The following is a 24,812-nucleotide window of genomic DNA, read 5'->3' as shown; positions in this document are numbered from 1 at the left end:
GGCTATTTGATGGTTCGCAGATCAGAAAATCTTGGCGAACTCGTCGACGTTCGACGCGTCATAGACGAACGGGTCGGACATGGCGCCCTGCAGGTCGTCGCCGAGCTTGACCTTGCCGACGCGGCCGATCGGAAGCTCCACGCCCGGCTCGGCCTTGTACTTGCCCGAGGCGAGGTCGTAGGCGAGATAGGTGGCGGAATAGCCGAGGTCGATCGGGTTCCAGATCGCGAAGGACTTGATCGAGCCAGCCTTGACGTGGCCGGCGAGTTCCGACGGCAGGCCGAGGCCGGTCACGTAGACCTTGCCGACGAGGCCCTGGTCTTCGACAGCTTGGGCGGCGGCGAGGATGCCGACCGTCGTCGGTGCGACGATGACCTTGACGTTCGGGCTGTTCTTCAGGATCGAGACGGCTTCGCGGTAGCTCTTGTCCGAGAGATCATCGCCATAGGCAACGGTCACCAGGTTGATGCCGGGAGCCGCGGCCTGGGCCTTCTTGAACTCTTCGATCCAGATGTTCTGGTTCGTCGAGGTCGAGGTGGCCGAGAGGATCGCGACGTCGCCCTTGCCCTCGGGCAGGACAGCAGTGGTCAGGTTGACCAGCTGCTTGCCGATGAGCTCATTCGACGACGGATTCAGATGGAGCTGGCGGCCGGCCTCGGCGACGCCCGAATCCCACGAGATGACGGTGATGCCGCGATCCATGGCCTTCTTCAGCGCCGGGACGACTGCGTCGGGATCGTTCGCCGAAATGGCGATCGCGTTGACCTTCTGGGCGATCAGCGAGTTGATCACCTCGATCTGGCCCTCGGCGGTCGTCGTGGTCGGGCCCGTATAGATGATCTGGACGCCGCCGATTTCCTTGGCGGCTTCGAGTGCGCCCTTGTTGGCCGCGTCAAAGAAGCCATTGCCGAGGCTCTTCACGACGAGGCCGATGCGGATGTCTTCGGCCGAGGCCGAGCCGGCGGCGAGCGACAGCGCAAACGCCGTGCCGAGAGCCAGGGTCTTGAGCAATTTCATCAGAGTAGTCTCCTCCATGTGTGGATCGAGTTCATCGTGGCCGCGTCAGGCGACCGACGATTCCGCTTCGTCGTCGTCAGCATTTGCCTCCGCGACGACGAGGCGAATTCCGGCTTGCTCGATCATTTTCGCATCGCGATCCGTGATGCCGTTGTCGGTGATGATCGTATCGACGCGATCGAGCGGACAGAGAATGAGGCTCGAGCGGCGCTCGAACTTCGTTGAGTCGACAAGGAGGATCAGCTCCTCGGCCTGATTGATCAGCTTCTGCTCGGCCTGGATCAGCAGCGGATCGCCTTCCATCACGCCGATCGGACTGATGCCCTGCGCGCTCATGAACATGCGGCGCGCATAGAAATTGCGCGTCACGTCATTCTCGAATGGCGACAGGATGATGTTCTGTTCGCGATAGATCGCGCCACCGGGCAGCGTGATCGTATTCTTCGAATTCTTCAGCAGATGCTCGGCGATGACGAAGGAATTCGTCAGGATCTGCATGCGGCGGCGGGCGAGGTGATGCACCATCTGGAACGTCGTTGTTCCGCCATTGATGATGATCGATTCGCCATCTTCGCAAAGCTCGACCGCGGCCTGCGCGATTGCCTGCTTGCGGCCCACATTGACCGTCTCGTTCACGGCGAAGGTGCGGCCGGCTATGCCGACGGTCTGCGGGGGATGCAGAGCCTCGGCGCCGCCGCGCACCTTGCGCAGCTTGCGTTCGTTGTGGAGCGCGTTGATGTCCCGACGGATCGTGGCCTCGGACGCGCCCGTCAGGTCGACAAGCTGTGCGACGGTCACGACGGGCCGATCAGCAACTTCGCCCAAGATAATCCGCTGGCGTTCAATTTCGTGCATGGGTCCTCCCCCAGTGGCTTGTGATCTTTCAAGCTTTTGAAATGGTGTCAATCAAAAACCGTCATAATTCATAATATCGCAATGCAACATCAATCATATCCAATCATACTGCACTGCAATATGCGCAAGATTGATCGGATATGATTGACAAAGCGAATGGCCCCTGACAGATCATGGACGGACGATTTCGTCCAACAATCGCGCACAACAACGTCCTCGCCCGTCAAGGGCTTCCCAAGGAAGGCTTGGCGTCAGACCGCATGCCTGCGGCGCCGGCCGATGAAGAGCGGACCAGACCGATCATGACCGATCCCAAATCCTCGCGTCTCCTCGATAATCGTTGGGATGACGCCAAGGCCGCAGGCCTGAGCGAATCTCAATTGCTGCTCTACCGTTCGAACCTGCTCGGATCGGACAAGCGCATCACCAATTATGGCGGCGGCAACACGTCGGCCAAGGTGATCGAGAAGGACCCGCTGACGGGCCAGGACGTCGAAGTCCTTTGGGTCAAGGGTTCGGGCGGCGATGTCGGATCGATCAAGATCGATGGTTTCGCAACGCTCTACCAGGACAAGCTCGAAGGCTTGAAGAACATCTATCGCGGCCTCGAATTCGAGGACGAGATGGTCGGCTACCTGCCGTTCTGCACGTTCAACCTGAACCCGCGCGCCGCGTCGATCGACACGCCGCTCCATGCCTACGTGCCCTACAAGCACGTCGATCATATGCATCCCGACGCGATCATCGCGATCGCCGCGTCCAAGAATTCCAAGGAACTGACCAAGCAGATCTACGGTGACGAGATCGGCTGGCTTCCGTGGAAGCGTCCGGGCTTCGAGCTCGGCCTGTGGCTGTCGAAGTTCGCCAAGGAGAATCCGACGGCCAAGGGCGTCGTGCTCGAGAGCCATGGCCTCTTCACCTGGGCTGACACCGCCAAGGATTGCTACCTGCTGACGCTCGAGATCATCAACAAGGCGATCGCCTGGTTCGAGACCGAGACCGAGGGCAAGGCGATCTTCGGTGGCGCCGTCACGCAGTCGGCCGACGCCGACAAGCGCAAGGCCGTCGCCGCCGCGCTGATGCCGGTCATCCGTGGTTTCATCGGCAAGTCGGAATCGAAGGTCGGTCATTTCGACGACCAGCCGGCCGTGCTCGAATTCGTCAACTCGGCTGATCTGCGCGCGCTCGCCGCGCTCGGCACCTCGTGCCCGGACCATTTCCTGCGCACCAAGATCCGCCCGCTGGTCCTCGACTATGACCCGGCGCGCGACAATCTGGACGAAGTCCTCGCCACGCTGGAAGCGTCGATCACCGCATACCGCGCCGGTTACGCCGAGTATTACGAGCGCTGCAAGCACGACAACAGCCCGGCGATCCGCGATCCCAATGCGGTCGTCTATCTCGTTCCCGGCGTCGGCATGATCACCTTCGCCCGCGACAAGGCGACGGCCCGCATCTCCGGCGAGTTCTACGTCAACGCCATCAATGTGATGCGCGGCGCCTCGACCGTTTCGACCTATGTCGGCCTGCCGGAGCAGGAAGCTTTCGACATCGAGTATTGGCTGCTCGAGGAAGCCAAGCTCCAGCGCATGCCGAAGCCGAAGAGCCTCGCCGGCCGCATCGCCTTCGTCACCGGCGGCGCCGGCGGCATTGGCAAGGCGACGGCCGAGCGTCTGATCGGCGAGGGCGCTGTCGTGGTGCTCGCCGACATCGACGAAGCCGCCCTGAAGACGACCGAAGCCGATTTCGCAAAGCGCTACGGCGCCGATGTGGTGCGCGGCGTGAAGCTCAATGTGACGGATGAGGCGCAGGTTCTCGCGTCCTATATCGAGACGTCGGTCCAGTATGGTGGCCTCGATATCCTCGTCTCGAACGCCGGCATCGCCTCGTCGGCGCCGATCGAGGAGACGACGCTCGCGACCTGGGACAAGAACATCTCGATCCTGGCGACCGGCTACTTCCTGGTTTCCCGCGAGGCGTTCCGCCTGTTCCGTCGACAGAAGCTCGGCGGCAATGTCGTCTTCGTCGCTTCCAAGAACGGCCTTGCCGCTTCGCCGAATGCGGCAGCCTACTGCACCGCCAAGGCGGCCGAGATCCATCTCGCCCGCTGCCTGGCGCTCGAAGGCGCAGAGGCCGGCATCCGCGTCAACACGGTCAATCCGGATGCGGTGCTGCGCGGATCCAAGATCTGGTCGGGCGAGTGGCGCGAACAGCGGGCGGCTTCGTCTCACCTGCAGGTGGATGAGCTCGAGGAGCATTACCGCAAGCGTTCGATGCTGAAGCTGAACGTGTTCCCGGAGGATATCGCCGAGGCGATCTACTTCCTGGCATCGGATGCTTCGTCGAAGTCGACTGGCAACATCATCAACGTCGACGCGGGCAACGCCGTTAGCTTCCCGCGTTAATATCCAGCGAATTCGGCTGCGCCGGTTCTCTGATATTGCCTTTCGCGAGGTCGCATCGGATGGTCCGGCGCAGCCGCTTCTCGTCTGACGAAGTTTTCTCAGCAGTTCAAATTCGGGGAGGACCCCACATGACCGATCTTCCGATTTCACCGGAATTCGTCACCGACCAGAACAAGGCCGAGGACGCGGCGCTCGCCAATGACTATTCGTCGCTGGGTGAGCAGCTCGATCGTCGCGGCATCGATATCGACGCGATCACCAAGAAGGTCGCCGCCTTCGCGGTCGCAGTTCCCTCCTGGGGCGTGGGCACGGGCGGTACGCGCTTTGCCCGCTTTGCAGGTCCTGGCGAGCCGCGCGGCATCTTCGAGAAGCTCGACGATTGCGGCGTCATCAACCAGCTGACGCGCGCCACCCCGAATGTCTCGCTGCACATTCCGTGGGACAAGGCCGATCCGAAGGAGTTGAAGGCGAAGGCCGATCAGCTCGGCCTCGGCTTTGACGCCATGAATTCGAACACCTTCGCCGATGCGAAGGATTCGCCGCTCTCCTACAAGTTCGGCTCGCTCTCGCACACCGATCCGGCCGTCCGCCAGCAGGCGATCGCCCACAACATCGAGTGCATCGAGATCGGCAAGACGATCGGCTCGAAGGCGCTGACGATCTGGACGGGCGAGGGCACGAATTTCCCCGGCCAAGGCAATTTCACCCGGGCGTTCGAGCGCTATCTCGACTCGTCCAAGGCGGTCTATGCGGCCCTCCCGGATGATTGGCGGCTCTTCACCGAGCACAAGATGTACGAGCCGGCCTTTTATTCGACGATCATCCAGGACTGGGGCTCCAGCTACCTGGTGTCGAAGGAGCTCGGTCCGAAGGCGTTCTCGCTCGTCGATCTCGGACATCACGCGCCGAACACCAATATCGAGATGATCGTCGCTCGGCTGATCCAGTTCGAGAAGCTCGCCGGCTTCCATTTCAACGATTCGAAGTATGGCGACGACGATCTCGACGCCGGCTCGATCAACCCGTTCCAGCTCTTCCTGGTCTTCAACGAGCTGATCGACGCCGAGGCCCGCAAGGCCAAGAATTTCGACCCGGCCTATATGATCGACCAGTCGCACAATGTGACCGATCCGATCGAGAGCCTGATGTCGAGCGCGATCGAGATCCTGCGCGCCTATGCGCAGGCGCTCCTCGTCGACCGCAAGGCGCTGGAAGGCTACCAGGACGGCAACGACGTCATGATGGCGAACCAGACGCTGAAGCGCGCCTTCACCACCGATGTCGGCCCGATCCTCGCCAAGGCCCGTCTCGCCAAGGGCGGCGCCATCGATCCGCTCGCGGTCTATCGCGCGTCGGGCTATCGGGCGAAGGTCGCTGCGGCGCGTCCGTCCACCGGCGGTTCGTCCAGCGGCATCGTCTGAGCGCCTGAAGCGGGCGTCATCCGCATCGCCCGTGCAGGAGCCGAGGACCATATTGCCCTCTTCTCCGCTTTCGCCGGAACGGCTACGGTGCATTTCGATTCAGGCGACTGGCGGTCGACGTCGTCGAATGGATGAACCAAATCGTGTCCGAATTGCCCCCCGGCTGGCGGATATGGAACCGAACGTTAGGCGGGGCATTGCGCCATAGCGGATTTCGTTATGGCGTGTGCTCGTTGAGCCGATCGTCGACAGGAGGATGTTTGGAAATGAAGAAAGCTACGACGCTCGTTTCTTTGGCGTTGCTCGGTGCCCTGGCTGCTGGTTGCACCACGGGCTCGCGCGCTGGTGATGGCGCTGTGGTCGGCGGTCTGGCCGGTGCTGCCATTGGCGGCGTCGCGGGCGGTTCGGTCGGCGCGGCGGCTATCGGTGCCGGCGTGGGCGCCGTCACGGGCGCGATCATCGCCGATGCGACGGGTCGCTGCTACTGGGTCGATAATCAGGGCCGGCGCCACTACACCGCCTGCCGCTGATCCCAATCAGCTTTCAGGCAATCATCATGGCCGGGCTCATCGCCCGGCCATTTTCGTTTGATCAATCCGCCAGGCTGATGAAGCGGGTTGGATGCAGATTGAGCACATTGTCCTGCCAGCCGGTGAGCTTGGGCGAGACCAGCGACAACGAGACATAATTGAGCAGCGGAATGACCGGCGCGTCGCGCTCGACGAGCGCCTGTGCCTCGGTCAGCTCCCTGGTCCGGGACGTGGGGTCGAGCTCGGCGGAGGCCTTTTCGAGCAGCGAATCGAACGCGGCGCTTTTGTAGCGGCCATAGTTGAAGCGGACATTGTCGCCGCGGAGCAGGGAGAGCATGTCGATCGGGTCCGCCTCGTCGACGATCCAGCCTGCGCGCGCGACGTCATAGTCGCCACCGTCCCGAAGTCGGGCATAGTGCTCGTTATTGGGCTCGGTCTGGACCGTCGCATCGACGCCGATCGCCTTCCATTGCTCGACGATCAGCCGGGCGGTTTCTTCGTGGGCGAGCCCGGTGCCGACGCGAATCTGCAGGCGGAGCGGCTTGGTCTTGCTGATACCGGCCTCGGCGAGCAGCGTCGCCGCTTCGGCGCGCCGCACGGCGATTGGCCCGAGCGAGAGCGGCGGCAGGCCCGAGAGCGCCGGCGGCACCAGCGTCGTCGCGGGGCTCATGCCACCCGACCAGGCGGTCTCCGCCAGCGCCTCGCGGTCGATCGCCATGGACAGCGCCTGCCGCACGCGCACATCGTCGAAGGGCTTCTTCGCCGTGTTCAATACGAGAAAATAGGTGCCGGCATAGGGGGAGAGATGCAGCGCCGCCCCGAACTCGGTCTTGAGCTCGCCGAGCGCCTCGGTCGGCACATCGGGGCAGGATTCGACCTCGCCCGCTCGATAGGCCTCGACACAGTCACCGGCATTTTCGAACGGTCGATAGACGACGCTGTCGATGGCGACCTGGTCGGCGGCGGCAAAGCGCGGGTTCTTGGCGAGAATATAGCCGTCCTTCCGGTCGATCGCCGCGAGGCGATAGGGGCCATTCGAGACGATCTTGCCCGTGGTGCCGAAATCCGCGCCGAGCGTCTTGATCGAGGCGACATTGACGGGGAGGGCGGCCGGCAGCGTCAGGCGGACGAGGAAGGTCGGTGTCGGGCGCTCCAGCGTGATTTCGAGCGTCGCCGGATCGATGGCCTTGACGCCGAGTGTATCGGCCTTGGCGGTGCCGTCCTTGACGGCCTCCGCATTCTTGATCACGAGCAGCAGGCTGTCCTCGGTCGCTTCCGTCGCCGGGCTGAACAGGCGCTGGAACGAGGTGACGAAATCGGCGGCCTTCACCGGATCGCCATTTGACCAGCGAGCCCCGTCGCGCAGCTTGAAGGTATAGACCAGCCCATCCGGCGAAATCGTCCAGCTTTCCGCGGCGCCCGGCACGGGCCGGCCCTGCGCATCGATGGTCACCAGACCCTCGAACAGATCGAGCAGGATGGTGTTTTCGTCGACCGTTGCCGCTTTTTGCGGATCGAGCGTCTCGATCGGGCCGGTCACGCCGCGCCGATAGATCGAATCAGCCGTGGCCGGCGCCGCGCCGACCAGCAGCAACGCGGCGACCAGGGCGAGAGACAGGCGCGGGCCGGTCATCATCGGGCGCGTGGATCGGGCGGCAGCATTCGGGCTGGCGAGGCGCATCATTCTCTCTCTGGCTGATCCGGACGGGGCGATAAGCCCTAGAATTGGGTCGATCTCAAGTCTCGCACGCCGATTTGATCTCGCACGCCGATTTGATTGTGACGGCCGTCACGGCAGCGAATGGGCCGTCGCATGCCGGCGCGACGTGCCGATCAGAGCATCGCCATGACGGGCGCCGCGAGCGCGGCGCGGAGCGCCGATGGCGACACGGAGAAGACGGCATGCGGTGTTCCCGCGGCTGCCCAGACGGTTTCAAAGGCGAGCAGATCCACATCCAGCCATGTCGCGAGCGGCGTCGCGTGAGCAAAAGGCGGAATGCCTCCGATGGCAAAGCCGGTCGCCGCGCGGACGAAGGCGGCGTTCGGTCGCTCGATCGGCTCGCCTATGGCGGCCGCGACCTTCGCTTCATCGACACGATTGGCGCCCGAGACCAGCAGCAGGAGCGGCCGTCCCGTCTGCGTTCCCCGGAAGACCAGCGATTTCACGATTTCCCCAACCGAACAGCCGCAGGCGGCGGCGGCCTCTTCCGCCGTCCGCGTGGATTCGGGCATAGTGCGCACGGTGACGGACAGCCCGAAGGTTTCTGCGGCGTCCAGGACGCGTCGCGCGGATCCGGTGAGTTCGTTCATGCGGCGTCTCGATCTGTCGTGCCGACTCGGTTCGATGGTGCGTTGTCGAGCCGTTTTTGATAGAAGAAGCCTAAAGAACTTCGCGGCCAATGGGAGTCAATTGATGAACGACGCCAGCGGAAGGAACGGAACGCCCTCCAATGTTCGCAACCTGTCGGATGCGATCAGGAAGGTGCGCGTGGCCGAATCCGAGCGCACGGACGTCGTCGTCGAACTGCGTGAGGCTGAGCGTGTACGGCTCGACATGCTCGCGGACGAATTGCGCGGTGTGTTCGCCGAAGTGCCCGAGGGCGACGAGCAGTTCGTTTTCCAGGTCTCTGCCGGCACCCAGCCGCGCTTCTGGGTCGACATGACGTCCTTCGTCATGATGGCCCGCGACCGGCGGACCTATCGCTTTCTCAAGGATACGCGTTTCGGCCGGACGGTCATTCTGGAGACCGCCAATATCGACGATATGGCGGATTGCGTGACGCAATATGTCGCCGAGCGCATTATCGAGCGCGAGCGCGCGCTCGAAGGGGATTGGCTCGCCAGGCGGATCGCGCAGCCCGAGCCGGCCGCGCGTTCCGAGCGCGGCGTGCCGCCCCTCGCCCGCGCCGTGGCCGAGCCCGCGCCGCATACGTCGATTCATCCGGGCTGGATCGTATCGGCCTTTCTCGGCGGTATATTGGTCGGCGCCATCGTCCTGCTCGGCTATGCCTGGGTGCATGTCGGCTGAGGTCGATATCGGCTGAGATGCGCGCCTGCGACAGATGCGCCTCACCAGAGGGCTTATCGCAAATTTGCGTCCTCTGCCGACGCCCTGTCGGGCGTCGCGCATTGTCTTGACGCGGACTGCTGTCCACTTCGCCCGGAAGAGCTCTAGAAAATCCGCCGCTCGCGTATGACCTCGATCTTCGATCCGGGGCCCTGATAGCCGCGCTCGGTCATGTGGCAATGCCATGCACCCGGCCCGCCACTGATCTTGAAGAGATTGTAGCGCGCGGCCGGCCTGTGGCCACCGGGGATGGTCGAGGCGGCAGGCACGCCCACGACCGGCACTGGCTGGTCCGGGCCTTCGAGCTCGGCGAAGCTGTCGACATGGGTGTGGCCATGCAGGACGAGTTCCGCGCCGACATCGCGAATGACCGCTCGAATCCGCGCAGCACCGATCAGGCGCTTGTGCCAGGTCGTGGCGTTGACCATGGGTGGGTGGTGGATCATCACGACGCGGAAGAGGCCTTCGCGCTTGGCACTGGCGAGATCCTCGCGCAGCTTGACGAGGTTCGACGCGTCGGCATGACCCGTTGCCATGAACGGGCCGGTGGCGCGCGCGCTCGAAAGCGCGATCACGGCAATCGGGCCACGGCGGCGGACATAGGGAAAGGTGACGCGGGCGGCCGGCGAGCCGCCATCGCCCGTCAGATAGGGCGCCCAGGCCGCGAGCGCCTTCTTGAGCGAGCCGGGCACATAGGCGTCATGATTGCCGGGAACGACGGATATGACGTCGGGTGGCCCGAAGGTTTCCAGCCATTGGCGCGCCGCGACGATCTCGCCGGGCAGGCCGATATTCATGAGATCGCCGGTGACGGCGATATGGTCGGGCTTGTTGGAGATGAGATCGTCCAGCAGGCCGCCGAGAATGGGGCCGGCAAGCGAATGCATACGCCCCCGACGCCAGTTGACGTAGCCGAGGAACCGCTTGGAAACGAGCTCCAAGGTGCGCGGTCGCGGCAGGGGGCCGAGATGCGGGTCGGAGAGATGAGCCAGTATAAACATCGCCCTCGGACTTAGCCGAGGGCGATGCCATCGTCCAGCAAGGACTAGCGATTAGCGGGCGCTAAAAGTCGCAAGCGTGGCGGCGATGCGCGCGGCGGAAAAATCGACGGCCGGCGACCAGATATAGTTCGTGCCGCCGAGACGACCGAACAGAAGGCGGAACATGGGAATTCTCCAGATGTACGCGGCCGGTCGGTATGACACACAGCCACGGGCCATGATTTGCGTTTCACAAACCTGCCTTGAGTGCCTATCGTTTAGTCTATTGCTGACGAATTAGCCACACCGAAGCCGGCGCGGCTGCCATGCCGGCGGCGCATGGCCCTTTGGCGGCGCGCGGCGCTTTATTTCCGCCACCGATTGCGGGCAAGCTCGCACCATACCGAACCGAGGAGTGCGACCTTGCTGTCCGTTCTGGCCCGGCTCAGCGGCCTCGCCGCTCCGCTCACGCGCGGCATGACGCTCGGCGTGAGAGCGGCCTGCATCGATTCGCGCGGACATGTGTTCATGGTCCGCCACACCTATATGCCCGGCTGGTATTTTCCCGGCGGCGGCGTCGAGCGGTCGGAGAGCGTGTCCGATGCGTTGAAGCGCGAACTGCGCGAGGAAGGCGGCATCACGCTCGAGGGCGCGCCGACCTTGTTCGGCTTCTATTGGAACCGGCGCCGGCCGCGCGATCATATCGCCTTCTATGTCTGCCGGGCCTTCAGCCTCGCCGATGTGCCCGTCTATCCGAATCGTGAAATCGCCGATGCCGGCTTTTTCGATCCGCATGCGCTGCCGGACGGGACGACGCCGAGCACGCTCAGGCGGCTCGCCGAGATTCTCGAAGGCCATCCCCCATCCGATCATTGGTGATTGCCGCTTTACCAGTGCCGACCGGTCGTGATATTGCGCGATCGTTCTCATGTCGGCTTGTTCCAAACCGGATTGATCCATGGCCCCGCGGCTGATCCTGCGACGACGAAGCAACGGCCGTGACCGCGTGTCACGTTTTGCCGCTCTTTCGCTTGTCCGCCGGCACGGCCCAGTCTGATCGCGGTGCGCCCGTCGGACGCCGCTACCGATCTCCGACGAGATGCGCCTTTCATGAAAATCGACAGTTTCACCATTCTGGCCGAACAGGCCGACGACGCGCCTGCGATCGAGGCCCTGCACGAGCACGCCTTCGGGCCCGGCCGCTTCACCCGGGCAGCCTCGCTGCTGCGCGAGGGCGTGCCGCATGATTCCGATCTCTCCTTCGTCGCGAAGTCGGGGCTGGATCTGATCGGCTCCGTACGGCTGACGCCGATCCGCATCGGCGGACGTCCCGCAATCCTGCTCGGCCCGCTCGCCGTGGTGGAAAGCTGGAAGGGCAGGGGCGCCGGCAAGTCGCTGATGCGCACGGCGCTCGCGGCCGCGAAAGAGCATGGCCACAGCGTGGTGCTGCTGGTCGGAGACGAGCCCTATTACGGCCCGTTCGGATTCGTTCGCGTGAAGCCCTACCAGATCACGCTGCCCGCGCCGGCTGACCCGGCGCGTGTGCTGGTGTGCGCGCTGAACGATGGCGCGCTCGAGGGGCTGGGCGGGGCGGCGGAACGCGCCCCCTGAGCCTCAGCGTCCCTCGCGGTACCAGGTTGCGGTGGCGAGGCCGAGCAGGATGGCGAGGCCCAGGAAGCCGGAGAAGAGCGGCAGCCGGTCGACGCCCTTCAGCACTGACGCCTCCGTCATGCGGATGCCGATCCAGTCGCGTCCGCCCATGCTGCGGCCCTGCCGTGTCGGCACGATGCGCGGCGGCTGCAGCTGACCCGATGCCGAAGCCATGCGCGCGATCTCGCCGCCGGACGCCTGCACGACGGGCGCGAGCTTGTCGAATGTCGAGCGCACATCGGTGAATTCACGCGGATTGGCCGGGCCGACATGGGCAAAGGCCCGCCGGTCGCCATCCTCGACGCGCCAGAGGCCGATCTCGTCGACATCGAAGCTCGCGCGGAAGCGGCCCGGCCCGTCGGCGGCGAGCATCACGGTCCGGCTCGCGCCCGAGGGCGCCGTGACGGTGACGGGGCCGACCGTGTCCTGCATGGTCTGGCGATCGATGGTGAGCGTCGCGCCGCGCGCGCTGGCGCGGAGCGCCTCCTCCTCGAGCTCCGGCTCCTTCATCAGCCAATGGGCGAGCCGGCGCAGCAGGTCGACATGCGGCCCGCCGCCCTCATAGCCGCGCGCCCAGAGCCAGACCTGATCGGAGAGCAGCAGGGCGACGCGGCCCTTGCCCTCGCGCTGCAGGACCAGGAGCGGGTCTTCGTCGGCGCCTTTCATGATGACTTCGCCGGTCGGCGTATCGGTCTCGACCTGACGGAACCAGCGGCTCCAATGCGGCGGCGTGGTGTCGCCGCCTTCGAGCCCGCGCGTCACGGGATGGCGCTTGCCGAGATCGGTGATCTCCGGGCTGAACGGCTTCTCGATGACACGGCCGGTCGGCGCCGCCGGCAGCACGTCGGCGAGCGGCGTCTGGTAGAGGCTGCCCTCGGAGGCATAATCCGGCCCGGAGGCGACGAGCAGCGCACCGCCATTGCGGACATAGCGCGCGATATTGTCGAAGTAGAGGATCGGCAGCACGCCGCGCTGGGCGTAGCGGTCGAAGATGATTAGGTCGAACTGGTCGATCTTGACGGAGAAGAGCTCGCGCGTCGGGAAGGCGATCAGCGACAATTCGTTGATCGGCGTGCCATCCTGCTTCTCCGGCGGGCGCAGGATGGTGAAATGGACGAGATCGACCGAGGCGTCGGATTTGAGCAGGTTGCGCCAGATCCGTTCGCCGGCATGCGGTTCGCCGGAGACCAGCAGCACGCGCAGATTCTCGCGGATGCCGTCGACGATCGCGGCGGCGCGGTTGTTGACGGTGGTGAGCTCGCCATCGACGGCGGCGGCCTCGAACTCGAAGATGTTCTGCCCGGCATGGGCGACATCGATCTCGAAGCGATTGACGGCGCCGGGCTGGACATTCTCGGTCGCGAGCGGCTCGCCGTCGCGCGTGATGCTCACGCGGACCGGGCCTGACGGATCGATGCCCTGATCGACGACGCTGTATTCGATCACCTGCTTCTCGCCGACAATGGCGAAGCGCGGCGCGGAGCGGATCACGATCTGTCGGTCGCGCTCGTTGTCCTTGCCCGATATCAGCGCATGCAAGGGCGCGCCGCCGAGCAATTCGGTCGGCGCGGTGGTCGGGACATCGTGGACCTGGCCGTCCGTCAGCATGACCACGGCGCCGATGCGTTCCGGCGCGACATCGGCGAGGCCGGTGGCGAGCGCCTTGAAGAGTTCCGTGCCGTCGACCGGCGCGCCGTCGCCCTTGCCGCCGACCTCGATGGTGCGCAGATCGATATTCTTCAGTTCGCCGAAGCGCTGGGCGAGATTGGCGCGCATCGCCGCCGTCGCCTGCTCGCGATCGGAGAGCGTCTGGCTCGCCGTCCTGTCGACCACCATGGCGACGACGGTCGGCAGCGGATCGCGCTGCTCCTGCAGCAGGACAGGCCCTGCCAGCGCCGCGAGCAGGGCGCCGAGCGCGGCGAGACGGATCCAGGCGCCGCGAACACGGCGCAACAGCAGCGGCGCAATCAGCGCCACGCCGACGAGGCCGAGCGCCACGAGCGCCCAGAGCGGGATGAACGGCGTGAAGGTGAGGGACCAGTTCACTGGCCGAGCCTTTCCAGAAGCGCCGGCACATGGACCTGATCGGCCTTGTAGTTGCCGGTCAGCGTATACATCACGATGTTGATGCCGGTCCGGAACGCATATTCGCGCTGGCGCGGATCCGGCGGCAGGGTCGGATAGAGATAGCGGCCATCGGCATCCGTCGCCCAGGCGGCGGCGAGATCGTTCTCGGTGATCAGGAGCGACGAGACGCCGTCGCCCGGCCGGGCTGGACGATCGGCGCTGGCGGGATCGTCATCCGGCGTGGAGGCCTCGACCCAGAGCGGCCCGCCCGAATAGCGGCCGGGAAAATCGGCCAGCAGATAGAACGCCTTGGTCAGGACGTGATTGCTCGGCACCGGCTCGAGCGGCGGAATATCGAGGCCCGAGAGCATCACGCGCAGCCGCTCCGCCGCCGGCGTGCCGGCAAAGCCGGTCTCGCCCGGCGTGCGGTCGAGTTCGTCGCGCGTGTCGAAGAGGATGGTCCCGCCCTGCTTCATATAGGCGTCGACCCGCGCAAGCGTCGCCGAGGAGGGCATGGGCGAATTGGGGTCGATCGGCCAGTAGAGCAGCGGGAAGAAGGCGAGCTCGTCCTTGGCGATATCGACGCCCACGGGATCGCCCGGCTCCAGCGCCGTGCGATTGGCGAGTTCGCGCGACAGGCCGGCGAGGCCAGCGCGGCTGACATCGTCAATGCTGCTGTCGCCCGTCGTGACATAGGCGAGGCGGGTCTGGCTGACGGCATCGACGGCGAACTGGTCGCTCGCGGCATCGGCATGGACCGGTCGCGGCAGGGCGCCGGCGAGGAGTGCTGCGAGAATGAACGCGGCCGGCGCCGCGCGGCGGATGCGCAACCCGCCATGCAGCCACAGCACCGCCAGCGCGTCGGCGAGCAGGCAGGCGAGGGCGGCCAGCAGCAGATAGGGCGAGAGGTCCGTCGGCGCGCTCGTCGGATAGGGCTTCAACGTGGCCCCTTTCAGGAGCGTTGGATCAAGGGGTAGGAGCAGGGCGTCGGGCGCGAGCACATTGACGGCCCGGAAGCCGTCCTCGGCGCCATAGAGGCCGGGGGGATGGTCGCGATCCGGCGCGATCACCTGCGCATTCGCCCCGAGCGGCCGCGCCATCGGATCGCCGGTCACGAAGCGCCCGAAACCGTCGAGCAGCCGATAGGGCGGCAGCGCCGTCCCGGCGGAGGACGTGCTGCCGGAAGCGGCGTCAGCCGTCACGGGCGCGGATGAGAAGGCGGTGATCCGGCGCAGCATTTCAACGAAACTGCCGGAGAGCGGCAGGTTGGACCAGCTCGTATCGGCGGTGACGTGGAAGAGGACGAGCCAGCCCTTGCCGAGGCGCGTCGCCGTCACCAGCGGCGTGCCATCGGCGAGCGTCGCCCAGGTTCGCGCCGGCAGATTGCCGTCCGGCTCGGCCAGAACCTGCCGGCTGACGGTGACGTCGGACGGGACCGTGAGGCCGGCGAACGGGCTCTGCTCGGAAAAGGCGGCGAGAGGCTGCGGGCTCGACCATGAGAGGCTGCCGCCGAGCACGCGCCCGCCCTGGCGCAGCCGGACGGGAATGAGCGTATCGGCATTGGCGGTCGCGGCTGCGAGTCGGGGACCGGCGAAGCGCACCAGCGTACCGCCGGCATCGACCCAGTTGGTCAGCTTCTCCTCGACATCGGGCGTCAGCGTGCCGATATCGGCCATGGCGATGACGGCCGCGCCGCCCTCGATCATCTGCGGCACGGCGAGCGCGGCATTGGCGTCGCGCGGCTCGATCACGTCGGCGAAGGGCTGCACCGCGCGGCTGATGTAATAGAGCGGTGAAAGCAGAGGCTGGGCGTTGTTGTCGTTTGCCGCGCCCGAGATCAGCCCGATCCGCCGTCGCTTGAAGCGATCATCCAGCAACTGGACGGCGCCCGCCGTGGTGCTGCCTGAGATCTCGACGCGCACGATCTCGTTGCGCAGTTCCGACGGGAGGCTGAAGACGGCCTCGGCCTTCGTCTCGCCCGGCTGGAAGGCGAAGGGCGCCGTGCCGATCGAGCGCCCCTTCATGTCGCGCGCCTCGACCGTGCCGCTCGCGGCACCCGTGCCATCGCTGCGCAGGACTGCGAGCGTCAGCGCATCGCTCGTCGCGGAGGGCGCGGCAAGACCCTGCAGCGTCGTCTTCTCGCCGCTATAGAGCGTGATCGGCGCATTGATGCCGTCGCTGAGAAAGCGGCTGAACGTTTCGACGTCCTGGCCGCCGAGCCCGCTTGCAAGCCATGTCACGCCGCCAAAGGTCGTGGACGCGGTCGCCTGGCGGAGCGCCGGCACCAGCGCGGCGCGATTGGCCGCATAGGGGCGCGGCACCAGCGCGTCGAGCCGCGTGCGCACGGTCCCGGCATCGGTCGGCGCGAGTTCCTGATTGCTGGGCTCGGCCGTGGCCAGCAGAGAAATCGGCCGCCCGGCCGCCTCCGCCTGGGCGATGACGCGGCTCGCCGTATCGATCCGCGCCGGCCAGTCGCGCGCGGCCGGCCAGTCATTATCGATGACGAGCAGGAGCGGACCCGAACCAGGCGCGCTTTCGCCGACAGGGCGCCAGACGGGGCCGGCGAGGGCGAGAATCACGAAGGCGGCGAGAAGAAGCCGCAGCAGCGTCAGCCACCAGGGGCTGCGCGCGGGTTGTTCCTCCTGCTGGCGGATTTCGGCCAGGATGCGGGTCGGCGGGAAGCTCTCCACGCGCGGGCGTGGCGGGGTCAGCTTCAGAAGCCACCAGATCGCGGGTAGCAGCACGAGCGCGGACAGAACCAGCGGCGTCGCGAAGGCGAGGGGCAGGCCGCCGATCATGCGACACCTCGGGCCAGTGCGCGATCGGAGAGGCGCGCATGCAGCGCGAGCAGCGGCTCCGTCGCCGGCCGGTCGGTGCGGTGGACGAGATGCGTCCAGCCGAGGCGCCGGCAGGTCGCGGCCAGATGTTCCCGTCGCGCGAGCAGGTGGCGGCGATAGTCCGCGCCGATCTGCTCGGCCCGGCCGACCGTGTAGACCGCGCCGCTTTCGGCGTCGCGAAATTCCGTCCGCCCTGCATAGGGGAAGGTTTCCTCGATCGGATCGCGGATCTCGACCAGATGGGCGGTGACGCCGTGGCGGGCATAGGCGGCGAGCGCCGCCTCGATCTCGTCCAGCGGATCAAGGAAATCGCCGATCAGCACGAGATCGGCGAAGCGGCTCAGGCGGTGCGCCTCGGGGAGCCCCGGCTGCGGCTTGTCGAGATGGGCCAGCGTCTCGGCCATCCGCTCGGCAGCGTTGCGGGCGAGGATCGGATCGGAAAGGCCGAGCAGGCCGATCCGCTCGCCGGCCGCCGCCAGCAATTCGCCGATGGCCAGCGTCAGCACCACGGCGCGGTCGCGCTTCGAGGCGACGGCGAGACGCGAGCGGAAATCCATCGAGGTGGAGAGGTCGGCCGAAAGCCAGATCGTGTGGGCGGCCTCCCATTCGCGTTCGCGCACATAGAGGTGCTCGTCGCGCGCCGAACGGCGCCAGTCGATCCGGCCTGGCGCCTCTCCGGCGACGAAGGGACGAAACTGCCAGAATGTCTCGCCCGGTCCCGAGCGCCTGCGGCCATGCCAGCCGGCAAGAACCGTGGTCGCGATCCGCCGCGCCTCGACGAGAAGGCCGGGGAGACTGTCGGCCAGGCCCTTCGCTTCGGCCAGCGAGCGGTGGATGGATCCTGCGGTTGGAACGGCGGCTCGAACTTCCGTCACATCCTCATCCTATGCGGGACTTGAGCGTGCCGATGACATCACGCACGGTGAGCCCGTCGGCGCGCGCCGCGAAGCTCAGGCTCATGCGGTGCTGCAACACCGGCTCGGCCAGCGCCACGACATCGTCGACCGATGGCGCATAGCGCCCGTCGATCAGCGCGCGGGCGCGGACGGCGAGCATCAGCGCCTGGCTGGCGCGCGGGCCGGGACCCCAGGCGATGACGCTGGCGAGCTTCTTGTCGCTGTTCTCGCCCGGGCGAGCCGAACGAACCAGCTCCAGGATCGCCTCGACGACGCTGGCGCCGACCGGCAGGCGGCGGACGAGCTGCTGGATGTTTCTGAGCCCAGCCGCGTCCATGACGCGTTCCGGCGTCGCATCCGATGTTCCTGTCGTCTCGAACAGCATGCGCCGCTCCGCGTCGCGATCAGGATAGACAACGTCGATCTGCAGCAAGAAACGGTCCAACTGCGCTTCGGGCAGTGGATAGGTGCCTTCCTGCTCGAGCGGGTTCTGCGTGGCGAGCACATGGAAGGGGGCCGGCAGGTCATAGCGCTGGCCGGCAATGGTGACATGATATTCCTGCATCGCCTGCAACAGCGCCGATTGCGTGCGCGGGCTGGCGCGGTTGATCTCGTCGGCCATCAGCAGCTGCGCGAAGATCGGCCCCTTCAGGAAACGGAAGGAGCGATGGCCCTCGGCGTCCTGGTCCATCACTTCGGAGCCCAGAATATCAGATGGCATAAGGTCGGGCGTGAACTGGACCCGGCGCTCGTCAAGCCCGAGCACGGTGCCGAGCGTCTCGACCAGCTTGGTCTTGGCGAGGCCCGGAACGCCGACCAGCAGCCCGTGGCCGCCCGACAGCAGCGTGACGAGCACGCGCTCGACGACGGTTTCCTGGCCATAGATGAGTTTGCCGATCGCCGCGCGCGCCGCATGGATCGTGGCGACGGCGGCATCGGCCTCGGCGATGATCTGGCTCGGATCGGAGCCGGCGAGGGAGGTCTGATTGAACGCGCTCATATCGGCCCATATAGTTTCGGTTGAGGCGGGGGCGAGATCCGGTGACTCGATCTTCCGCACAATCTTCGCACGATCGGCATGCGGACGTCAGCCGCCCCGCCGAAAGGTTCTATGTAGCATGTCAGGGTCAAAGCAGGGCGAAACCAAGGCCGGCGATGTTTCGCCGCTCGGGACGCGGGCTGAACAACTGATCGCGGAGGCGGCCGCGATGCCGGGCCCGGCGCCGGTTCATCTGTGGAACCCGCCCGATTGCGGGCGGATCGACATCCGGATCGACCGCGCCGGGACATGGTTCCACGAGGGCGAGCCGATCCGCCGCGAGGCGTTGGTGCGCCTTTTCGCGCGCGTATTGCGTCGCCAGGCGGATGGCGGCTTCGTGCTCGTCACGCCGGTCGAGAAGTTCGCCATCAGCGTCGAGGACGTGCCGTTCCTGGCGGTCGAGCTGATCGTGGATGACGAGGGCGGCGTGCCGCGCCTGCTGTTCGTGACCAATCTCGGCGAGGTCGTGCCGCTCGACGCCGATCATCCGCTGCGGATCGCCGTGCCGGATGCGTCCGACGGTCTGGTGCCCTATCTGACCGTCCGGCCGGGGCTGGAGGCGCGGCTGACCCGTTCGGTGGTCCATGACCTCGTGGAGGCCGCATCGGTCCGTGGCGACACGCTCGGCGTCTGGTCGGCCGGTCAATTCTTCGTCATCGGCGCGGCCGGGGAGACGGTTGGCGCATGATGGCGGCCGAGAGCCTCGATCCTTTCCTGCCCGAGCGCTTCTTCGATCATGCGCGCCACCTGCTGGCGCCGATCGGCAGCGGACGCGACGTCGCAGGCGAGCGCGTGATCAATCCCGAGTTTCACCCGCCGGCCGGGTTCCGCGCGCGCGAGGCGGCGGTGCTGATCCCCATCGTCGCGCGCGAGCGGCCCACCGTGATCCTGACGCGGCGCACGGCCTTCCTGCGCAAGCATGCGGGGCAGATCGCCTTTCCCGGCGGCAGCGTCGACCCCGGCGACCGCGATGCGGCAGCCGCCGCGCTCCGCGAGGCGCAGGAAGAGATCGGCCTCGATCCCGTCCTTGTCGAGCCGATCGGCTATCTCGATCCCTATATTGCCGGCACGGGGTTCAGGATCCTGCCCGTCGTGGCGCGCGTGGCTCCCGATCACCAGCTCGCGCTCAATCCACACGAAGTCGAATCGGCCTTCGAAGTGCCGCTCTCCTTCCTCATGACGCCGGAGAACCACCGGCTCGGCAGCCGCGAACTCGATGGCGCGCGACATTTCTTTTACGAAATGCCGTATGACGATCACTATATCTGGGGGATCACGGCGGGAATCATCCGCGGCCTCTATGAACGATTGTTTGCCTGACCATGCTCCGATTTACCGGCTTCACGATCGTCTGCTTCCTGTCCCCCTTCATCGCCTATGGGGCCTGGCGCTTCATCACGGCCGGCATCGTGCCGGGTCGTGAGGTCTGGGCGACGAAGGTCTGGATGCGGCTCTCCGGCGCGGGTATCCTCGCCACGCTGCTTGCCATCGCCATCCTGGTCCATCTGTCGGGCGGCGAGGCGGGGCGGACCTATCATCCCGCCCGGTTCGAGAACGGGCAACTCATTCCCGGGGCTTTCGACTGATGGTGCCACCGCTGCGCGATGCGCCTTTTCTGACCGATCCGCTGGTGCGGCATGTGCTGAGTCTCCTGTCGCAGGACGGCGACGAGGCGCGCGTCGTCGGCGGCGCCGTTCGTAACGCCCTGCTCGGCCTGCCGGTCGCCGATGTCGATATCGCGACGACGATGCTGCCCGAGGCCGTCATGGCACAGGCGATCGCAGCCGGCCTGAAGGCGGTCCCGACCGGCATCGAGCACGGAACGGTCACGGTGATCGGCCAGCATCGTGCCGTCGAGGTCACGACGCTGCGCGAGGATATCGAGACCGACGGGCGCCGCGCCGTGGTGCGCTTCGGCCGCGACTGGGCGGCGGATGCCGCGCGGCGGGATTTCACCATCAACGCGATCTCGGTCGATCTCGACGGCATCCTGCACGACACCGTCGGCGGCCTCGACGATCTCGCGGCGCGGCGCGTGCGCTTCATCGGTTCCGCCGAGACCCGCATCGCCGAGGATCGCCTGCGCGTTCTTCGCTTCTTCCGCTTCCACGCCGCCTATGGCACCGGCAAGCCGGATGCCGAAGGGCTTTCCGCCGCGATCCGCGCCCGGCAAGACCTGGGCGAACTCTCGGCCGAGCGGATCGGGCAGGAAATGCGCAAGCTCGTCGTCGCGGCCGGCGCGGTCGAGACGGTGGCGATCATGCAGGAAAGCGGCATCCTGCCGCTCATCACCGCGAGCGTGGCCGATCTCGCCGCCTTCGCGCATCTCACCGATTTCGAGGACGGCCCCCCCATTCCCGCGCTTCGCTTCGCGACGCTGTTCGCGCGGGTTGGCGAGGATGTCGATCGCATCGCGCTGCGGCTGCGACTTTCCAATGGCGAGCGGCGGCGGATGAGGGCGGCGCTCGAGGCCGCAACGGCGCTGCCGTCGCGCAACACGATTTCCGACCACGCTCTGCTCTATGCGATCGGCCGCGAGGCCTTCTTCGACGGCCTCGCGCTCGCCTCGGCGCGCCGCATGATTCCGACCGAGGAGGCCGCAACGCGCAAGCGCGCCGCCTCGGCCTGGGCGATCCCGACCTTTCCGCTCGCCGGCCGCGATGTCGTCGAGAGCGGCATTGATCGCGGTCCGCTGGTCGGGCTGATCCTGCGCCATCTCGAGCGCGGCTGGATCGAGGAGGATTTCGCGCCCGATGCGGAGGAACTCCGCCGGCGCCTGCAGGGCATGATCGCCGCGGCCCAGCAACAGCAGCAACAGCAATAAAAAAGGGCCCCGTCGGGGCCCTTTTTCGTTGAGATCGACGACCGCGTGCCGGTCAGTGGGCGATGTTCGCCCAGATCTTCTTCTTGGTGTAGTAGAGCAGGCCCGCAAAGACGATCAGGAACAGGATCACCTGGAAGCCCGTGCGCTTGCGTGCGTCGAGATGCGGCTCGGCCGCCCACATCAGGAACGCCGACACATCGCGCGAATACTGGTCCACCGTCTCGGGCGTGCCGTCGGTGTAGGTGACCTGGCCGTCGGAGAGCGGCGGCGGCATGGCGAGCGACGGCCCGCTGATGAAATGCGGGTTGTAGTGGCCGCCCGGCGGCACCGTGACGCCCGCGGGCGGATCGGTATAGCCGGTCAGCAGGCCGTGAATATAGTCCGGGCCGCCTTCCTCATACTGGGTGAAGAAGTCGAGGATGAACCAGGGGAAGCCGCGCTCGACGGCGCGGGCCTTGGCCATCAGCGACAGATCCGGCGGTGCCTTGCCATTATTCGCGGCGGCGGCGGCCTGCGGATTGGGGAACGGCGAGGGGAAACGGTCGGACGGGCGGCCGGGCCGCTCGAACATGTCACCCGCATCGTTCGGACCGTCCTGGACCTGGAAGGTCGCGGCGAGCGTCTTGACCTGCTCTTCGCTGAAGTGCGGGCCACCCTCGTCGGCGAGGTTGCGGAAGCTGACGAGATGCATCGAATGGCAGTTCGAGCAGACTTCCTTGTAGACCTGATAGCCGCGCTGCAACTGCGCGGTATCGAAGCGGCCGAACACGCCGGCGAAGCTCCATGATTCAAGCGTCGGCTTGATCATCGGATAGTGCGGCGTCTCGCCCTCGGCGGCGGCATGGCCGCCGGCTGCGGGCTCTTCGGCCGCGCTGGCGATGCCGCCCGCCAGTGTCGCTGTCGCGACACCGAGCGAGAGGGCGAAGGTCAGCCGCGCGATGCTCTTGGTAAGCGTCTTCATCATGATCCTGTCCCGCCGCTTACTTGGTCTGCGGTGCGGATGGCGCACCCGCCGTAACGGCGGCCGCACCCTTGCCGAGCACCGATTCGGTGATGGACGCCGGAAGCGGCAGCGGCTTCTCGAACAGGCCGAGCAGGGGCAGGATCACCAGGAAGTGGAAGAAGTAATAGACCGTCAGGATACGCGAGGCGATGACGTAACCGCCTTCCGGCGGTGCCGAGCCGAGATAGCCGAGACCGATCGCGACCGCCACGAAGATCCAGAAGAACTGGCGATAGAGCGGGCGGAAATTGGCCGAGCGCACCTTGGACGTATCGAGCCACGGAACCGCGAACAGCACCGCGATCGCGCCGAACATGCAGATCACGCCGCCGAGCTTGGACGGGATCGAACGCAGGATCGCGTAGAACGGCAGGAAGTACCATTCGGGCACGATATGCGCCGGCGTCACGAGCGGGTTCGCCTCGATATAGTTGTCGGCGTGGCCCATATAGTTCGGCAGGTAGAACACGAACCAGCAATAGAGGATCAGGAAGCAGACCAGTCCGAACGCATCCTTCACCGTGAAATAGGGGTGGAAGGGGAGCGTGTCCTGCTTGTCCTTGACCGAGACGCCGGTCGGGTTGTTCGAGCCGGGAATATGCAGTGCCCAGATGTGCAGGATCACCACGCCGGCGATCATGAAGGGCAGCAGATAGTGCAGCGAGAAGAAGCGGTTCAGCGTCGCATTATCAACCGAGAAGCCGCCCCAGAGCCAGATCACGATCTTCTCGCCGACCAGCGGAATGGCGGAGAAGAGGTTGGTGATCACGGTCGCGCCCCAGAAGGACATCTGTCCCCAGGGCAGCACATAGCCCATGAAGCCCGTCGCCATCATCAGCAGGAAGATGATCATGCCGAGGACCCAGAGGACCTCGCGCGGGTTCTTGTAGGAGCCGTAATAGAGGCCGCGGAAGATGTGGATGTAGACGGCGATGAAGAACATCGACGCGCCATTGGCGTGCAGATAGCGCAGCAGCCAGCCATAATTCACGTCGCGCATGATGCCTTCGACGGAGTTGAAGGCGAGCGAGGCATGCGGCGTGTAGTGCATGACGAGCACCACGCCCGTGGCGATCTGGGCCACCAGCATGAAGGCGAGAATGCCGCCGAAGGTCCACCAGTAGTTCAGGTTCCGCGGATTCGGGAACACGATGAACGAGGAATGGATCAGGCCGCCGATCGGCAGGCGCGCCTCGAACCATTTCAGCAATGGATTTTGCGGGTTGTAGGTCGAATGTCCGGCCATGTGTATGTCCTCCCGCTCAGCCGATCTTGATCTTGGTGTCGCTCAGGAAGGAATAGACCGGAATGGCCATATTCTCCGGCGCCGGACCCTTACGGATGCGGCCGGCCGTGTCGTAGACCGAGCCGTGGCACGGGCAGAACCAGCCGGAATATTCGCCCTGCTGGCCGAGCGGAATGCAGCCGAGATGGGTGCAGACATTGACCATGACGAACCAGTTTTCCTTGCCGGTCGCGGCGCGGTTGGCGTCGGTCGCCGGTGCGTCGGCCGGAAGGTTGCCGTTGCGGGCGATCGGGTCCTTCAGCTCGGAAAGCGGAGCGTCCTTGGCGGCGCTGACTTCTTCGGCCGTGCGGTTGCGGATCACGACCGGCTTGCCGCGCCATTTGACGGTCACGGATTCGCCGGTCTGGATCGAGCCGATATCGACCTCGGTGGAAGCGAGGGCGAGAGCGGAGGCATCGGGGTTCATCTGGTCGATGAACGGCCAGACGACCGCCGCGAGCCCGACCGCGCCCACGGCGCCGGTCGCGATGTAGAGAAAGTCGCGTCGGGTCGGTTCTACCGCAGCGCTCTGTGCCAAGATTTCTCCCCTCTCATTCGATCGAAGGCGGACGCCTTCGGCCGTTCCGTACCCGAGCGCCAGAAAGGATCCCCCCGATGGCACCCGCAGGCCGGAACTTGAGGCAGATCAAGTCGATCTTCCTCGAACTGGTTTAGAAGCTGTTTAGCCATCGTCCGGCCGCAATGTCCAGAGAGCGGAGGGGCCTTGCGCACATTGTCGCGGCAGTGCGCGGCCCGCCGGAAGCGTTGGTGCCTGTCGGCCTCTCGCCTGGTTTCTGCTCTTCCCGCCTCCCGATCATCTACCGGGTGGCCATGGTCGAGCGCCTGCCCCTCCGCGCCATGGCCACTCCATCCCCCATGCGTCGTCACCGCCGGGTCACACCCGGCCATGATAGAGCGAGTTGATGTCGCCCCGGC

General features: G+C 65.9%; 22 protein-coding genes. 10 read left to right on the top strand and 12 right to left on the bottom strand.

The window, feature by feature from the left end:
• Window positions 1-21: 21 nt before the first annotated feature.
• The gene (rhaS, locus tag QO014_RS10935) at window positions 22-1,017 is read right to left on the bottom strand and encodes a rhamnose ABC transporter substrate-binding protein (RefSeq protein ID WP_266348742.1); all 996 of its coding nucleotides are present in this window, start codon (window positions 1,015-1,017) and stop codon (window positions 22-24) included.
• A 45-nt stretch (window positions 1,018-1,062) separates the two neighbouring features.
• The gene (locus QO014_RS10930; protein ID WP_266348741.1) at window positions 1,063-1,872 is read right to left on the bottom strand and encodes a DeoR/GlpR family DNA-binding transcription regulator; all 810 of its coding nucleotides are present in this window, start codon (window positions 1,870-1,872) and stop codon (window positions 1,063-1,065) included.
• Window positions 1,873-2,174: 302 nt separating this feature from the next.
• Here QO014_RS10930 and QO014_RS10925 point away from each other — a divergent pair, with 302 nt between their 5' ends.
• The 3 genes from QO014_RS10925 (at window position 2,175) to QO014_RS10915 (ending at window position 6,228) form a co-directional block, all read left to right on the top strand.
• Complete coding sequence (locus QO014_RS10925; RefSeq protein ID WP_266348740.1) at window positions 2,175-4,277, top strand: bifunctional rhamnulose-1-phosphate aldolase/short-chain dehydrogenase; 2,103 nt, start codon at window positions 2,175-2,177, stop codon at window positions 4,275-4,277.
• A gap of 128 nt (window positions 4,278-4,405) precedes the next feature.
• Entirely contained in the window at window positions 4,406-5,698 is a 1,293-nt protein-coding gene (rhaI, locus tag QO014_RS10920; protein WP_266348739.1) for an L-rhamnose catabolism isomerase, read from the top strand.
• A 266-nt stretch (window positions 5,699-5,964) separates the two neighbouring features.
• Window positions 5,965-6,228, top strand: a complete 264-nt coding sequence (locus QO014_RS10915) for a YMGG-like glycine zipper-containing protein (protein ID WP_266348738.1) — start codon at window positions 5,965-5,967, stop codon at window positions 6,226-6,228.
• A gap of 61 nt (window positions 6,229-6,289) precedes the next feature.
• Here the strand turns inward: QO014_RS10915 and QO014_RS10910 are convergent, their stop codons facing one another.
• A complete protein-coding gene (locus QO014_RS10910; RefSeq protein ID WP_266348737.1) occupies window positions 6,290-7,912 on the bottom strand; it encodes a peptide ABC transporter substrate-binding protein in 1,623 nt (540 codons plus the stop codon).
• Between the two features lie 149 nt (window positions 7,913-8,061).
• Window positions 8,062-8,538, bottom strand: a complete 477-nt coding sequence (locus QO014_RS10905) for a YbaK/EbsC family protein (protein ID WP_266348736.1) — start codon at window positions 8,536-8,538, stop codon at window positions 8,062-8,064.
• A gap of 103 nt (window positions 8,539-8,641) precedes the next feature.
• Here QO014_RS10905 and QO014_RS10900 point away from each other — a divergent pair, with 103 nt between their 5' ends.
• Window positions 8,642-9,256, top strand: coding sequence for a hypothetical protein (locus tag QO014_RS10900; RefSeq protein WP_266348735.1), 615 nt, complete (start codon window positions 8,642-8,644; stop codon window positions 9,254-9,256).
• 143 nt (window positions 9,257-9,399) lie between these two features.
• Here the strand turns inward: QO014_RS10900 and QO014_RS10895 are convergent, their stop codons facing one another.
• On the bottom strand, window positions 9,400-10,296 hold the full coding sequence (locus QO014_RS10895) for a metallophosphoesterase family protein (RefSeq protein WP_266348734.1): 897 nt from the start codon (window positions 10,294-10,296) through the stop codon (window positions 9,400-9,402).
• A gap of 402 nt (window positions 10,297-10,698) precedes the next feature.
• Between QO014_RS10895 and QO014_RS10890 the strand changes: the two genes are divergently transcribed.
• The gene (locus QO014_RS10890; RefSeq protein ID WP_266348733.1) at window positions 10,699-11,154 is read left to right on the top strand and encodes an NUDIX domain-containing protein; all 456 of its coding nucleotides are present in this window, start codon (window positions 10,699-10,701) and stop codon (window positions 11,152-11,154) included.
• 231 nt (window positions 11,155-11,385) lie between these two features.
• Window positions 11,386-11,886: a GNAT family N-acetyltransferase gene (locus tag QO014_RS10885; RefSeq protein ID WP_266348732.1), complete on the top strand. Its 501-nt coding sequence runs from the start codon at window positions 11,386-11,388 to the stop codon at window positions 11,884-11,886.
• Window positions 11,887-11,889: 3 nt separating this feature from the next.
• Here the strand turns inward: QO014_RS10885 and QO014_RS10880 are convergent, their stop codons facing one another.
• The 4 genes from QO014_RS10880 to QO014_RS10865 are packed head-to-tail and all read right to left on the bottom strand — an operon-like array spanning window position 11,890 to window position 18,725.
• Entirely contained in the window at window positions 11,890-13,971 is a 2,082-nt protein-coding gene (locus QO014_RS10880) for a hypothetical protein (protein WP_266348731.1), read from the bottom strand.
• The gene (locus QO014_RS10875) at window positions 13,968-16,790 is read right to left on the bottom strand and encodes a DUF4159 domain-containing protein (protein ID WP_266348730.1); all 2,823 of its coding nucleotides are present in this window, start codon (window positions 16,788-16,790) and stop codon (window positions 13,968-13,970) included. Before QO014_RS10875 ends, QO014_RS10880 begins: the two co-directional genes overlap by 4 nt.
• Window positions 16,787-17,704 (bottom strand): DUF58 domain-containing protein, encoded by a 918-nt coding sequence (locus tag QO014_RS10870; protein WP_266348729.1) that lies wholly within the window; start codon window positions 17,702-17,704, stop codon window positions 16,787-16,789. Before QO014_RS10870 ends, QO014_RS10875 begins: the two co-directional genes overlap by 4 nt.
• A 4-nt stretch (window positions 17,705-17,708) precedes the next feature.
• A complete protein-coding gene (locus tag QO014_RS10865) occupies window positions 17,709-18,725 on the bottom strand; it encodes an AAA family ATPase (protein ID WP_266348728.1) in 1,017 nt (338 codons plus the stop codon).
• Between the two features lie 118 nt (window positions 18,726-18,843).
• Here QO014_RS10865 and QO014_RS10860 point away from each other — a divergent pair, with 118 nt between their 5' ends.
• The 4 genes from QO014_RS10860 to QO014_RS10845 are packed head-to-tail and all read left to right on the top strand — an operon-like array spanning window position 18,844 to window position 21,588.
• Complete coding sequence (locus tag QO014_RS10860) at window positions 18,844-19,452, top strand: DUF1285 domain-containing protein (protein ID WP_266348727.1); 609 nt, start codon at window positions 18,844-18,846, stop codon at window positions 19,450-19,452.
• Complete coding sequence (locus QO014_RS10855; RefSeq protein ID WP_266348726.1) at window positions 19,449-20,084, top strand: CoA pyrophosphatase; 636 nt, start codon at window positions 19,449-19,451, stop codon at window positions 20,082-20,084. Before QO014_RS10860 ends, QO014_RS10855 begins: the two co-directional genes overlap by 4 nt.
• Window positions 20,085-20,086: 2 nt before the next feature.
• Window positions 20,087-20,350 carry a DUF6111 family protein gene (locus QO014_RS10850; protein ID WP_266348725.1) on the top strand — a complete coding sequence of 88 codons (264 nt, stop codon included), beginning with the start codon at window positions 20,087-20,089 and terminating at the stop codon, window positions 20,348-20,350.
• Window positions 20,350-21,588, top strand: a complete 1,239-nt coding sequence (locus tag QO014_RS10845) for a CCA tRNA nucleotidyltransferase (protein WP_266348724.1) — start codon at window positions 20,350-20,352, stop codon at window positions 21,586-21,588. Before QO014_RS10850 ends, QO014_RS10845 begins: the two co-directional genes overlap by 1 nt.
• A 52-nt stretch (window positions 21,589-21,640) precedes the next feature.
• Here the strand turns inward: QO014_RS10845 and QO014_RS10840 are convergent, their stop codons facing one another.
• From QO014_RS10840 to petA, 3 genes are read right to left on the bottom strand one after another with little or no spacing between them, the layout of a single operon-like run.
• Window positions 21,641-22,549, bottom strand: coding sequence for a cytochrome c1 (locus QO014_RS10840; RefSeq protein WP_266349301.1), 909 nt, complete (start codon window positions 22,547-22,549; stop codon window positions 21,641-21,643).
• Between the two features lie 19 nt (window positions 22,550-22,568).
• The gene (locus tag QO014_RS10835; protein ID WP_266348723.1) at window positions 22,569-23,837 is read right to left on the bottom strand and encodes a cytochrome b; all 1,269 of its coding nucleotides are present in this window, start codon (window positions 23,835-23,837) and stop codon (window positions 22,569-22,571) included.
• 16 nt (window positions 23,838-23,853) lie between these two features.
• Window positions 23,854-24,414 carry a ubiquinol-cytochrome c reductase iron-sulfur subunit gene (gene petA, locus QO014_RS10830; protein ID WP_266348722.1) on the bottom strand — a complete coding sequence of 187 codons (561 nt, stop codon included), beginning with the start codon at window positions 24,412-24,414 and terminating at the stop codon, window positions 23,854-23,856.
• Window positions 24,415-24,812: the final 398 nt, after the last annotated feature.

The organism is Kaistia dalseonensis, from assembly GCF_030814715.1.
Lineage (GTDB): Bacteria > Pseudomonadota > Alphaproteobacteria > Rhizobiales > Kaistiaceae > Kaistia > Kaistia dalseonensis.
This window is presented reverse-complemented; position numbering and strand designations above follow the sequence as displayed.